Origin of the sequence: Rossellomorea vietnamensis (assembly GCF_025398035.1) — a bacterium.
GTDB lineage: Bacteria > Bacillota > Bacilli > Bacillales > Bacillaceae_B > Rossellomorea > Rossellomorea vietnamensis_B.
This window is the reverse complement of sequence record NZ_CP104558.1, coordinates 1,912,414-1,925,442: the sequence shown is the minus strand read 5'-3', so window position 1 is coordinate 1,925,442 and position 13,029 is coordinate 1,912,414. Positions and strand designations below refer to the sequence as shown.

The 13,029-nt window shown below is 47.0% G+C and carries 15 protein-coding genes and 1 pseudogene; 7 read left to right on the top strand and 9 right to left on the bottom strand.

All coding sequences use genetic code 11. The features are described from left to right. Window positions 1-180 precede the first annotated feature (180 nt). The 7 genes and pseudogenes from N5C46_RS09945 (at window position 181) to N5C46_RS09915 (ending at window position 8,712) form a co-directional block, all read left to right on the top strand. Window positions 181-651, top strand: a complete 471-nt coding sequence (locus N5C46_RS09945; protein WP_261751919.1) for a MarR family winged helix-turn-helix transcriptional regulator — start codon at window positions 181-183, stop codon at window positions 649-651. Continuing rightward, window positions 648-2,372, top strand: coding sequence for an ABC transporter ATP-binding protein (locus tag N5C46_RS09940; protein WP_261751918.1), 1,725 nt, complete (start codon window positions 648-650; stop codon window positions 2,370-2,372). The genes N5C46_RS09945 and N5C46_RS09940 overlap by 4 nt, the downstream gene beginning before the upstream one ends. Further along, window positions 2,369-4,231, top strand: coding sequence for an ABC transporter ATP-binding protein (locus N5C46_RS09935; protein WP_272501233.1), 1,863 nt, complete (start codon window positions 2,369-2,371; stop codon window positions 4,229-4,231). Before N5C46_RS09940 ends, N5C46_RS09935 begins: the two co-directional genes overlap by 4 nt. Before the next feature lie 370 nt (window positions 4,232-4,601). Beyond that, window positions 4,602-5,975 (top strand): MDR family MFS transporter, encoded by a 1,374-nt coding sequence (locus tag N5C46_RS09930; protein ID WP_261751917.1) that lies wholly within the window; start codon window positions 4,602-4,604, stop codon window positions 5,973-5,975. 107 nt (window positions 5,976-6,082) lie between these two features. Then, the gene (locus N5C46_RS09925) at window positions 6,083-6,907 is read left to right on the top strand and encodes an STAS domain-containing protein (RefSeq protein WP_261751916.1); all 825 of its coding nucleotides are present in this window, start codon (window positions 6,083-6,085) and stop codon (window positions 6,905-6,907) included. A gap of 148 nt (window positions 6,908-7,055) precedes the next feature. After that, on the top strand, window positions 7,056-8,297 hold the full coding sequence (locus tag N5C46_RS09920) for an ATP-binding protein (RefSeq protein WP_261751915.1): 1,242 nt from the start codon (window positions 7,056-7,058) through the stop codon (window positions 8,295-8,297). 75 nt (window positions 8,298-8,372) lie between these two features. Further along, window positions 8,373-8,712 (top strand): annotated as a pseudogene (locus tag N5C46_RS09915) (n-acetylglutamate synthase). A 73-nt stretch (window positions 8,713-8,785) separates the two neighbouring features. Here N5C46_RS09915 and N5C46_RS09910 read toward each other — a convergent pair. The 9 genes from N5C46_RS09910 to N5C46_RS09870 form a co-directional block, all read right to left on the bottom strand. Continuing rightward, window positions 8,786-8,977, bottom strand: a complete 192-nt coding sequence (locus N5C46_RS09910) for a hypothetical protein (RefSeq protein WP_261751914.1) — start codon at window positions 8,975-8,977, stop codon at window positions 8,786-8,788. A 156-nt stretch (window positions 8,978-9,133) separates the two neighbouring features. Next, entirely contained in the window at window positions 9,134-9,553 is a 420-nt protein-coding gene (locus N5C46_RS09905; protein WP_261751913.1) for a hypothetical protein, read from the bottom strand. Between the two features lie 26 nt (window positions 9,554-9,579). Then, complete coding sequence (locus N5C46_RS09900; RefSeq protein WP_261751912.1) at window positions 9,580-10,014, bottom strand: Hsp20/alpha crystallin family protein; 435 nt, start codon at window positions 10,012-10,014, stop codon at window positions 9,580-9,582. 25 nt (window positions 10,015-10,039) lie between these two features. Next, complete coding sequence (locus tag N5C46_RS09895; protein WP_224520951.1) at window positions 10,040-10,282, bottom strand: spore germination protein; 243 nt, start codon at window positions 10,280-10,282, stop codon at window positions 10,040-10,042. Next, complete coding sequence (locus N5C46_RS09890) at window positions 10,257-10,553, bottom strand: spore germination protein (RefSeq protein WP_261752332.1); 297 nt, start codon at window positions 10,551-10,553, stop codon at window positions 10,257-10,259. The genes N5C46_RS09895 and N5C46_RS09890 overlap by 26 nt, the downstream gene beginning before the upstream one ends. A 157-nt stretch (window positions 10,554-10,710) precedes the next feature. Beyond that, a complete protein-coding gene (locus N5C46_RS09885) occupies window positions 10,711-11,595 on the bottom strand; it encodes a YitT family protein (RefSeq protein ID WP_336275585.1) in 885 nt (294 codons plus the stop codon). Between the two features lie 34 nt (window positions 11,596-11,629). Next, window positions 11,630-11,818 (bottom strand): hypothetical protein, encoded by a 189-nt coding sequence (locus N5C46_RS09880; protein WP_261751910.1) that lies wholly within the window; start codon window positions 11,816-11,818, stop codon window positions 11,630-11,632. Between the two features lie 97 nt (window positions 11,819-11,915). Then, the gene (locus N5C46_RS09875) at window positions 11,916-12,239 is read right to left on the bottom strand and encodes a hypothetical protein (RefSeq protein ID WP_261751909.1); all 324 of its coding nucleotides are present in this window, start codon (window positions 12,237-12,239) and stop codon (window positions 11,916-11,918) included. Between the two features lie 91 nt (window positions 12,240-12,330). After that, window positions 12,331-12,951 (bottom strand): lysozyme inhibitor LprI family protein, encoded by a 621-nt coding sequence (locus N5C46_RS09870; RefSeq protein ID WP_261751908.1) that lies wholly within the window; start codon window positions 12,949-12,951, stop codon window positions 12,331-12,333. Window positions 12,952-13,029 lie beyond the last annotated feature (78 nt).

Genomic DNA, 13,029 nt, shown 5'->3' with positions numbered 1-13,029 from the left:
CTCACTCCTCCTTAGAAAAGTATATGAATCCACCATGGTAAAACGTGAGGGACGGACCTCCGCACCCATCCACATTTTGTCGAAACACTCCCTTTGACTATCTCCCGCAAAAGGAATAGACTAAGATAGTTCCATTATGAACAGTTCATTATATTAACCATTAGAAGTGAGGGCATAACCATGGAAAATCAGCAGATCACTCCTGCACTGCAATTATTGCGCTCCTTTTCACGGGTGAATAAGACGATGATGCGGTTCGTCCAGAAAACGGCTGCAGACAACGGCTTATCCGTCCCGCAATATACGATATTGGTGACGATCGCCCCTGAGGGAGAGCTGACTCAGAAGACGATCGGGGAGAGGACCTTCTTACCGAAAAGCACGCTCAGTACAGCCGTGGATGGGCTGGTTCAGGCAGGATTTCTCCACCGGCAGCAGGTGGAAGACAATCGCCGGGAAATGCTTCTTTCCCTGAGCCATCAGGGGGAGACGATGCTAAAAGGCATTCATAACAAGGAAGGCAGCATCCACCAGCTGACGGAGGGGGCAGTGGAAACGCTGTCCGAAGAAGAGTTCGCCGGCCTGCTGGAGGCCCATGAGAGGATTGCCGACTATTTTGATGAAAAAGGGAAAGAGGAGGATGCGACATGATCAAGCTTCTGAAACACTTATCCTCGTATAAATGGATGATCGTGGGGATCTTCGTTCTGATCTTCATTCAATCCATGTCGACGCTATACTTACCGACCCTCATGTCTGACATTATCGACAAAGGGGTCGTCGTCGGGGACATCCCGTATATATGGAAGATCGGCGGATTCATGCTCGTCGTGTCTGCTCTCGGTGCGGTGGCTTCCATCATTGCAAGCTACTATTCTTCAAAAGCAGCCGTCGGATTGGGACGCGATGTCCGCCGAAAGCTCTTTTATCATATTGAAAAATTCTCCTTACAGGAATTCGACGAAGTGGGGACCGCTTCCCTAATCACAAGAACGACGAATGATATCACACAGGTGCAGCAGGTCGTGATCATGCTGCTCCGGATGATCATCAGTGCTCCGATCATGCTGGTCGGCGGGGTCATCATGGCAGTGTTAATGGATGCCAAGCTATCCCTGGTCATTATCTTGACCATGCCGGTGTTGGTTGGCTCCATCCTGCTGATTTTATATAAAGGGATTCCATTATTTCAAACCGTCCAGAAAAAGCTGGATCAATTGAATCTCGTGCTTCGTGAGAACTTGACCGGTATCCGCGTCATCCGCGCCTTCAACCGTGAACCGGAAGAAAAGGAGCGCCTGAAACGGACGAATCATGAACTGACCGATGTGTCGATCAAGGTGAATAAAATCATGGCCTTCATGATGCCTGTGATGATGCTCGTCATGAATATGACCGTCGTCGCCGTCATCTGGTTCGGTGGCATCCGGATCGATAACGGCGGGATGCAGATCGGGGATTTGATGGCGTTCATTCAATACGTCATGCAAATCATGTTTGCCTTGGTCATGGCGTCGATGATGTTTGTCATGGTGCCACGTGCCGATGTGTCGGCGAAGCGGATCAACAAAGTGCTTGAAATGACGCCTTCTTTTAAAGATAACGGAACGAAAAGAGCAGACGTTCAGGAAGGGACATTGGAATTCGATTCGGTTACGTTCCATTATCCCGGTGCCGAAGAGCCTGCCCTGTCGGATGTCAGTTTTACCGCACATCCTGGTGAAACGACGGCCATCATTGGTGGGACCGGTTCAGGTAAAACGACGCTCATCAATCTGATCCCCCGATTTTATGAGATCGCGAGCGGCACGATCCGGGTCAATGGTGTGGACATCAGGGAAGCTTCCCAGGAAGAAATCCGGTCGAAGCTTGGACTTGTGCCTCAGAAAGCGACTCTTTTTACCGGCACAATTGCAGAAAATATCCGCTTCGGAAAAGAAGAGGCGAATGATGAAGAAGTGGCAGAGGCAGCCCGGATCGCCCAGGCGGAAGAATTCGTCAGCCGGATGGACGGGGGATTCCAGGCAGAAATCGAGCAGGGCGGATCGAATCTCTCAGGAGGTCAGAAACAGCGCTTGTCGATTGCTAGAGCCCTTGTGCGCAAACCGGATATTTATTTATTTGACGACAGTTTCTCAGCCCTCGATTATAAAACGGATGCCAGACTCCGTTCCTCGTTGAAAAAAGAAACCGGTGAGGCAACCGTGCTCATCGTTGCTCAAAGGGTGAGCACAGTAGTCGATGCCGACCGGATCATTGTGCTCGAGAAAGGAAGGGTGGCCGGGATTGGTACCCATCAGGAGCTGCTTGATTCCAATGAAGTGTACCAGGAAATCGTCGCATCACAGCTTTCAGAGGAGGAATCGGCATGAGTAAGGAACGTAAACCTCAAAGAGGCGGAGGTCACGGAGGAGGATTCGGTCCAGGCGGCGGCAACATGATGATGATGGGGCAGAAGCCGAAGAATTTCAAGAGCACATTGAAACGGCTCCTCGGTTATCTAAAACCACGCCGTGGGCAGTTGATCGCTGTTCTTTTTGCCGCCATCTTAAGCACGGTGTTTGCCATCATCGGCCCGAAAATCATGGGGAACGCCATCACAGAATTATTCGAAGGAGCCTATGCAAAATTTAAAGGAGTGCCGGGAGCCGGGATTGATTTTGGCAGAATCGGTGAAATCCTGCTGTTGCTTGCAGGACTTTATGTGTTCAGCAGTATCTTTAGTTTTATCCAGCAATACATCATGTCGAGTGTCGCCCAGTTGACGGCGTATGACTTGAGGGAAGATGTGAATCAAAAGATCGAGAAGCTTCCACTGAAGTATTACGATGGCCGTGCGAACGGGGAGACCCTTAGCCGGATGACGAATGACATCGATACCATCAGCAGTACGCTGCAGCAAAGTCTGACCCAGTTCATCACATCGATCGTGACGATTGTCGGGATCATCATCATGATGCTATCGATCAGTCCCCTGTTGACCCTCATTTCGGTGGTCAGCTTACCGGTTTCCGTGTTTGCCATCCGTCCGATCTTGAAGCGGTCACAGAAACACTTTGCCGATCAACAGCGGACGCTTGGTCAATTGAATGGGCATATTGAAGAAATGTTCACCGGTCACCAGGTCGTGAAAGCCTTCGGTCATGAAAAGAAGGCAGGCGTGGAGTTCGATTCGGTGAACGATGAATTGTATGAAGCGGGAAGCAAAGCCCAGTTCATCTCCGGGATCATCATGCCGATCATGATGTTCATCGGAAACATCAGCTATGTGCTGATCAGTGTCGTCGGTGGGATCCTCGTCACGAACCGGGCGATTTCCATCGGGGACATCCAGGCGTTCATCACGTATACACGCCAGTTCACCCAGCCGATCACCCAGACGGCGAATATCGCCAACATCATCCAGTCGACGGTGGCAGCGGCGGAACGGGTATTCGAGCTTCTGGATGAGGAAGAAGAAGTGAAAGAAGAAACGGTCGCTCACCTTTCCCGTCCGGAAGGCGAGGTTGCGTTTGAACATGTGGACTTCGGTTATGGTGAGAATCTGTTGATCAACGATATGAACATCCATGTGAAACCCGGCCAGACGGTTGCCATCGTCGGACCGACCGGAGCGGGTAAAACGACGCTCATCAACCTGTTGATGCGGTTTTACGAACTGAACGGCGGGCAAATCAAGATCGACGGCATCGACACGAGGTCCGTCCCTCGAAGTGAATTGAGAAGAAGCTTCGGGATGGTGCTGCAGGATACGTGGCTGTTTAAGGGGACGATCCGGGAAAATATTGCGTACGGAAAGACGGGTGCGACAGAAGAGGAAATCATGGTGGCATCCGAGATGGCCCATGCGGATCATTTCATCCGTACTCTTCCGGAAGGTTATGATACAGTCCTGAATGAGGAAGCATCGAATATTTCTCAAGGACAGAAGCAGCTGATCACCATCGCACGGGCGATCCTTGCCGATCCTCCGATCATGATTCTGGATGAAGCGACCTCAAGCGTCGATACCCGGACCGAGCTATTGATCCAGCAGGCGATGAATCGCTTGATGGAAGGCAGAACGAGCTTTGTCATCGCTCACCGACTGTCGACGATCAAGGATGCGGATCTGATTCTCGTCATGGACCAAGGATCTGTCATCGAACAGGGGACGCATGCAGAATTACTCAGACAGAACGGTTTCTATGCAGATCTGTATAATAGTCAGTTTGGGGAAGTGGCTGGATAAGCGTCACCCTCTTTCAGGAAGCAGAGAATGTGGTGCCGGTCCTCTTATATGGGGGTGCCGGCATCTTTTATTGTCTTTCATATAAAGAAAATTCGACACGGGGGCATGAAAATCGTATTTCTCGCATGATTCTTGTCAATCATGCGCGATTGTTTTGAATCTCGCATGATTATCTCAAATCCCGCACGATGAAGCCCGATTCCCGCTTGAATGTTTCGAAGCGAGGAGAGGGAGGCCTCCTGAGAATTCCTTCTCCTGTCTTTTACTCTCGTAAGTGATAAGATGGAGGTGAGATTCTCATATATTTTTAAAAAACGGGTCTTATTCTATCATTTTCATGAATTTACATAAAAGAAAGGGATCAGACAAAATGAACCAAGAAACCAAACAAAAATCCGTTGTATTTGCTTTATTAATCGCCACGTTCCTCACAGCCATAGAAGGAACGATCGTCAGTACGGCCATGCCGAAAATTGTGGAGGACTTGGGCGGAAGTGAGCTGTATACATGGGTCATTTCGGTCTACCTATTAGCCATAGTCATCAGTACACCCGTCTTCGGGAAGCTGGCTGATTTATTCGGAAGGAAGATCATGTTTACCATCGGGGTCAGTATTTTCCTGGCAGGTTCCATGCTCTCAGGGCTGTCGCAATCGATGGAACAGCTCGTTCTGTTTCGCTTGATCCAGGGAATTGGAGCGGGGGCGCTCACCACTTTGCCGTTTACGATCATCGGTGATGTATTTACCTTTGAAATGCGGGCCAAGATGCAGGGCTGGATGAGCAGCGTCTGGGGGATTGCCGGCATAACGGGACCACTTGCAGGCGGTTTCATTGTCGACACGATCTCATGGCATTGGATCTTTTATATGAATCTGCCATTTGGTATCGTGTCCCTCATCCTATTATGGACATCATTAAAGGAAAACATAGAAAAGAAGAAACACAAAATCGACTATAGCGGGATTTTTACTTTTGCCATCAGTATTACCGCCTTCCTTTATGCTTTGACTCTTTTAAAGGAAGAAAAGCACGTGACAGGTGGAATACTCACATTACTGATTGTGGCAACCGTTGGAATCAGCCTGTTTCTCTGGATTGAATCCAAGGCGGAAGAGCCGATGCTGCCACTCACCTTATTCAAGAATCGCTTTATCACCATCTCGACGATTGCCGGTTTCCTGCTGGGCTTCATCCTGGTTGCCGTTACTTTCTATATCCCTTTATGGGTCCAGGGCGTCACCGGTTTAAACGCCACCATGTCCGGTGTGACGATGCTGCCGATGTCGATTACCTGGCCGTTCGCCGCAGTGCTGTCGGGTAAGTTGATGGCGAAAACCTCCATCGGACGAATCACCGTGATGGGGATTTCCGTCATTACAGCAGGCTGCCTCGGGTTGGTTTTATTTACGGAACATACGATTGTTCCGTTGATGATGGTGGTCACTGCCGTCATTGGCTTTGGTTTCGGTTTGTCCCTGACAGCCTTCACGGTCGCCGTCCAATCCTCCGTTGAATGGAAGGTCCGGGGAGCCGCCATGGGGACATTCAATTTAATGCGAAACCTCGGGCAGTCCATCGGGATCGCGGTTTCTGGCCTGTGGCTGAGCGATCAGTTAAGCGGACACGTGCTGGAGTCAAGTCTCCACACCGTCTTCATGATCCTCGTGGCATTAGCACTATGCGCCATCGTCACAGCAGGAGTCCTACTCGGTGAAAAAGGGAAGGAGCTTTCATTGAATTAGGAACCGTCCCTCTGCTTCTTTTTTTTCATTTCTCTCTTTTTACAGAAGGATTTTTTTTCCTGAAATCGAATAAGGGATATATTCAGATGAAAAAGGAGAGAATCATGATGGCTAACAACTACCTGAGTAAGGAATGTGTAACGGATTTCCTTAAGGCGAATAGAGAGGACTTTCAACAGAAACTATTATCTGAAGCTGTAAATGTTAGAGGGAAAATCAGTGATATACTTGAAAAAGGTAACATTGATCTGTTAAAGAATGCCGAACTTGTCGCTCACTACATTGTTGAAAACAAAGAAGAAGAGCTGATTGCATTTGCGAAGGTAGAGGGGATTGCCTGGGCGCAGCATGCCCTTACACTGGCATTCAAACTCGAATGGGTCCATGCCATAAGGAGGACACTTTGGCATTTCCTTTATCAATATGATGAGCAGTTTGGAGAGGATGAATCTCCACGAAAGACCTTCTTTGACTTGGAAAAAAGGATCAATGACAACGTGGATCAATTCCTGAATAACTTCTTTATCAGTTACTCGAACTATAAAGATGAACAGCTGATGTCCCAGAAAAAACTGGTGCAGAATCTATCCGTACCGATCATTCCGATTCATAGTACGATTGCGGTATTGCCTCTGATCGGAATGATCGATTCTTACCGGGTCAATGCCTTGGAAGAAAAAGTGTTGATGGAAATCGGTTCGATGAGAATCCAAACCCTTATTATCGACTTATCGGGTATGGCAGATATGGAATTGGACGTCCTATTTCAATTTGAGAAGATTCTAAGCGGAATCAATATGATGGGCTGCAAAGCGATCCTTACAGGGCTCAGGGTAGAACTTGTCAGAAAAATAGTCGATTCAGGAATCGAATTTGACAGTCTAGTAGAGATAAAGGGTACACTACAACAAACGCTGAAGGAACATTTGTAAAAAAGCAGAGGGACGGTTCTCGTGCTTCCGAAATGGAAGCACCGGAACCGTCCCTCTGCTTCTTGTCGAACCGCCACGTCATAGAGAGGATTTCCTGGGAAAGTGTCGAAGAGTTAGAGTAGATATTTTTTCCTAAAGGAGATCCAATATGGTAGAGACGGTCCATCATTTAATTTTGCATGTAGTATTTATCCTGTTTACCATTCTTCTATTTCAAATGTTTACGAGTGAATCGGATGGCGATACTAGAGGGTTTCCCGTCCCTTTTTTCCTGATGAATCTTGTTGTTCTCGCGGTGACGATGGCATTTCCCGAGGTATATTCAAGTGGTTATGTGTACGATTTTAAAGTGATCCCGGTGATCCTTGCCTTTCTCTATGGAGGGAAGAGGGTGGGAATCAGTACGTTTTTCGCCATGCTCGTCATCGGGTGGTTCACGGACCATGTATGGATCTTTCTGCTCATAAATTATGCGATTTACAGTATGCTGCTGATTCCGTTATCTACATGGTATCGAAAGTTATCCTGGAAAAGCAAAATGCTCCTGATATCAGGTTTTTATTTGTTCATCCCGGTTACCCGGTCCATCTATTTACTCACGCATCAAGAAACGGAGCAGCTTCTCTTTATGGCAAGCTCCACCTCCATCATATGGATCACCTTGATTCTGTCGATTTATCTGATTGAAAATCGACTGGAACAGATCAGGGTCAAAAAGGAGCTCATCAAAGCGGAAAAGTTTAACGTAGTGAGCGAGCTGGCAGCATCTGTTGCCCATGAAATCCGGAATCCGATGACGACGGTGAGGGGATTCATGCAGCTCCTGCAGAGAGAAACGTTAACGGATCAGCAAAAGAGCTTTATCGATATTAGCATCCAGGAACTCGATCACGCCCAAGACGTCATCAATCAATACCTTTCCCTGGCAAAGCCCCAGACGGAGGAATACGAGGTGTTCAGTCTGTCCGAGACGATGAATGAATCCGTTGACGTCATGACGACCTATGCCGTGATGAACAGCATAAAAATCAATAAGAATATTGAAGAAGATTTGATGATCAGAGGGATGAAACTGGAGGTGAAGCAGGTCCTCCTCAATCTTTTGAAAAATGCCATCGAGGCGGTAAAAGAAAATGGGAAAATCACGGCTGCCGCGAGTCGCCATCATGACGGCCGGATGCGGATCATCGTTCAGGACAATGGAACCGGCATGCCGCCTGAACAACTCAAAGTACTCGGCAGGCCCTATTATTCCACGAAGGAAAAAGGGACGGGACTCGGACTCACGGTGAGCTATCAGATCGTGAAGCGAATGAAGGGTGAAATCAAAGTGGAAAGCGAACCAGGAGTGGGAACGACATTCAGCGTCTTTTTTCCAGGCAGTACATAAGAGGGACGGACCTCTTGCTTCTTCTAAGCAAGGGTCCGTCCCCATCCAATTTCGCAAAACAAGGAGGAGCTGTACATGATCAATTATGACGGGCGTACATTCGTATCCATTGAAAATACAGCAAACGGGGAGGTGTCCTCAAAGACCGTGTTTAAGTATAAGCAAGAAGGGCAGATCCTTTCAGCTGCGTATAGTGGGGGGAGATATTACGAAAGGGACCCTGATTGGCATCGTGAATGACGATGGCAGCTTAGTGTTCAGATATAACCATGTGAACGTGAATCATGAAATCAGGGGAGGTCAATGCACCTCTGTGCCTGAAATACTGAAGGATGGTCGGATAAGACTACATGAAAAATGGAAGTGGATGGACCGTGAACAAAGCGAAGGGGAATCGGTTGTGGAAGAGTATTAGAGGGGAGCATGGGGACGGTTCTCATGCTCCTATAATCGTGACAATGGAAGCAGAAGAACCGTCCCCGCGCTTCCTAGCGAATAATCCCCAGTTGTTTTTCAACTTGTTCAAGCCTCTGGGACAATGCGTATACCCTCCTATCCAGCATGGCATATTGTTTCCTGAGAATATCTAACTGAGTTTCAAACCCTCCAGGATATTGTCGGATATAGCAGTTTAAGGGATTGGCATATGGTGCTTGATGATTTCCTCTGTAATAAACCATAATCGTCACCTCCATTAACAGAATAGAAAAGGGAAGCACGGGGACGGTTCTCATGCTCCTATAATCGTGACCATGGAAGCAGAAGAACCGTCCCCCCGCTTCTCAAAATCGCGAAAACGGAAGCAGAAGAACCGTCCCCGTGCTTCCCGGTTGTCTCTACGAACGTTTTCTTGTTGTGACTTTAATTTTGGGAGAGTGATGGGTGGGTGCCGGCATCTGGTTGGCAAGGGAAGGTGATGATAATTCTTTTTCTATGCTGGCAGGGGGTTTAAGCTTGTCATATGTGGTTCCGATGTATAATTGTCCCTTCAGGTCTTTAATGCCGAGATTTCCGAAGTTGTTACTAAGGTCAGCGTGATCGATGTTTACATTTTCAATGGATAAGTGCTCAATCACAATTTTTGCAGGTTCCTGCTGGCTGGAGAGCGTGTCTTTGACGTCTGAAGCTAAGCCCTGTTTCAAGGATTGGATTTCCTTTTCAAGGGCCTGGATCTTGTCTTTCATCTCACTTTGCTCAGCATTCATGCTTTTTTGAATGTATGAAGTTAGTTTTTTCTGAAAGTAAGTATACAACATGTTCTCACATTCTTTTTAGTATTTTTTCATTGTGAGCCTCCGTGTAATGAAACGTCTTCTATTTTCCGGGGGTAGGCCACTTGGATGAGGCCATTGAGAAACTGGATGTTGATGGATTTCGCTTCGGCCGGTTCCGGGAGGGGAATTGTTCGTTCGAATTCCCCTCTGAACCGCTCTGCCTTGACTTCCATTTCTATCGGATATACGGGTCTGATCATCCCTTTTATCAGAAGGTTTGTATTGGAATTCAATGAAAACTTAATATCATCTTGGGTGATCCCCGGAGCATCCAGGATGATGCACACATGGGATTCGTTCTGATACACATCATAACGGGGGAATTCGTCATCTGTAGAAAAGAACTGGGAAGGGTTATTGTTTTCGAATACGCTGTTCCAGAAATTATCGCTTTTGTATTGGTTGGTGAGTTCCAGCCATTTTTTCATTTTTTCCATATCCATGGATTATCACCTCTTATGGGTACGCCTAAACTTGAACAGTATACGGGATGGCCGGGTTGGCGATTTGGTCTTGATCGCTGACGTCCGGATCGAGTACCCCTGTATTCATCTGTGAGCCGGTAGGCGAGAAATCACCGAATGAAAAGTTGGCTCCGAATAATTTCGCATTGGCGGTATGACTGTTGTGAACGGTCGGCCCGATATCGACGTTCCCGTTCTGCGTCACGCCATTGACTTTGATATTAAATATGTTGATCTGATACGGCATGAGGATCCTCCTCTTCGGTTTCTCTTGGGTCTACGGGTACAGGAACAGGAACCGGCAAAGGTGCTCCCGCATTGACTGAATCCGCATTGCCTAAATCGGATTGATCGTTCACATCTGGATCGATATATACATTTTCCATCATTGATTCTGTAGGGGACGTATCACCATAGGAAGAGTTGATTCCCTGGGACTTATTATTCGACGTATGACTGTTATGAACGGCTTCTCCAATGGTGATCGAACCATTGCCCGAGACGCTATTTACCTTCATACAGTATAGGTTTACTACAGTCTGCACAGTTTCCCACCTCTTTTGTCTTTGGGATACTATATGCGTTCGTCAGCCCATACGTTCATGAATTTATGCGTGGGCGTAAACGGAAGGGAGCGCCGACACTCGGTCGACGCTCCCTTTCTTACGGCTATTTTTAATGAATGTCCTTCTTCTTAAATCTTCCACCCCGCACTTCATTGATATCTGCGACAGCAAGGAATGCGGAAGGATCCAATTCTTCCACGATCGATTTTAATTTGGCTTCTTCCAGTCGGGTGACGATGCAGAAGATGACTCGCTTGTCGTCTCCGGAGTATCCGCCTTCCCCTTTTAAATAAGTGACACCGCGTCCGAGGCGGGCGAGTATCGCATCACCGATCTCTGCGTCTTTATCACTGATGATCCATGCTGATTTCGATTCGTCAAAGCCGTCGATGACGATATCGATCGTTTTGAATGCAATCACATAGGCGAGGACGGAGTACATGGCCCGGTCCCAACCGAGGACGAAGCCTCCCCATGTGAAAATGAATACGTTAAACAACATGATGAATTCCCCAACGGAAAAGGGGAATTTTTTATTCAAGAGGATGGCAAGGATCTCACTCCCGTCAAGCGCCCCTCCATACCGGATGACCAACCCTACACCGGCACCCAGTACAATCCCGCCAAACACGGTGGCAAGCAGCATATCTTGTGTGAAGGCAGCTACATGATGAAGATAATTCGTTGCCAAGGAAAGAATCGAAATCCCTATTATCGTGGAAATCGTAAAGGTTTTTCCAATCTGCTTATATCCCAGGAAGAAAAACGGGATGTTCAGCAAGAAAATGAAGAGACCGAGACCGATGCCGGTCAAGTTATAGAGGATAATCGAAATCCCGACGATTCCCCCGTCCATAATCATATTTGGAACAAGGAAAACCTCGATCCCGAGGGCCATCATGATGGCACCCAGTACGATGAAAAATCCTCTTTTCGCGATTTTTAATTTCGTTAGCTTCGGGTGCTGCAGACCCGATTTGATCTGTTGTTCAATTGTTTCTTCAGTCAACGTGCGTTCCTCCTGCCTTTTATTCTTTTAAGTCAAAAATGGCTTTGATATCTTCCCACTTGATGATCATATCCCGGGAAAATTCCGGTATGAATGAAGTGAGGGAGTTCCCCGATAGCTCTGCCGTTATAAACATGACGCCAAAAAAACCAATCAAAAACACAGCACAAAAAAGATAACATGCGAATGATTCCCTGTTCTTTTTCATAAAATCCTCCATCCACTTTGATGAAAAACGCCAATTTTAATAAACCCTAATCCCATAGAGTTTTTGAATGAGTATATGAATGAAAGAGAAACATGGTTTAAGAGAGGTAATTGGATTGAGACATGATAATTTTCTTAAAGCCAATCGCATCAGGAAAGATGTCCATGGCAACATACTCCGTCACATGAGGGGGAGCATACGATTTCAACTTCGCACTTAAGAAAATTTTACGAGGTACCACACTATCAACATGATGAGGGAGTGAAGAGAGGGGAGAGAGCATGATCTCAATACTTGTCAGATGTGAATCATCCGCTTTTAATACATCCCCATCCATATGGCCGTTTTGAAATTCCAACACGTGTGGCTGCTGAAAACTGATTAAAATCAACAGTAAGAACCATATTGAAGCTTTTTTCATCCTTCCCCACCTCCTTCATATGTATAGGTTCATTATATCATAGGAGCTGTGGGGGCAGGGGCCAGTAAAGCCCCAACCTCATAACCGATTCTTATTTCTGCATATACTCCTCCACCAACTCATAACAACGAGCCTTCGTCGATTCATATAACGAGATATACCACGCCACATTTTCAAACGTGCCGCCTTCATACTTCAATCTTTCTTTCTCTGCTTTCGCTTCTTTTTCCTCGATCCATTTCACTTGTTCCGTTTTTAACTCTGCCATGACTTCTGGAGACAACTTTTCTTTCAGAAGGGAGTATATCTCATTCAACGCATCGTCATATTTTTCGTAGGATACGCCATAGTAGTTTTTCATGGCGTTCGTGGCACCTTTATCTGAATCCTTCTTATCAGGCATGGCATCCAGTTCCTTCTGGATGTTGTCCAGTTTAGCTAAGTATGCCTGTTTTCCTTCCACCTTTGTGACGGGTGGATCCTGTTCCGGACTACTCTCTTCAACGGATCTCTCATCTGACTGAGCCTTCTCGTTACCCTCGGATTCCTTCGTATCTTCCACCTGTGAATCATCTGAATCCGTACTCGCTGCAGCCGCCTCAGATTCAGGTTTACTGGCGGCATCCTCATCAGAAGATTGACTACAGGCAGACATTCCGACGAGGACCATCGCTGATAAAGTGGTGACGGTCAACCAATTGCTTTTCTTCATTCTTACAGCTCCAATCTTTTATAAAAAATGCTCACTTGGATTATTTTAACATACCCAGATATATCCTTCTAACTACCT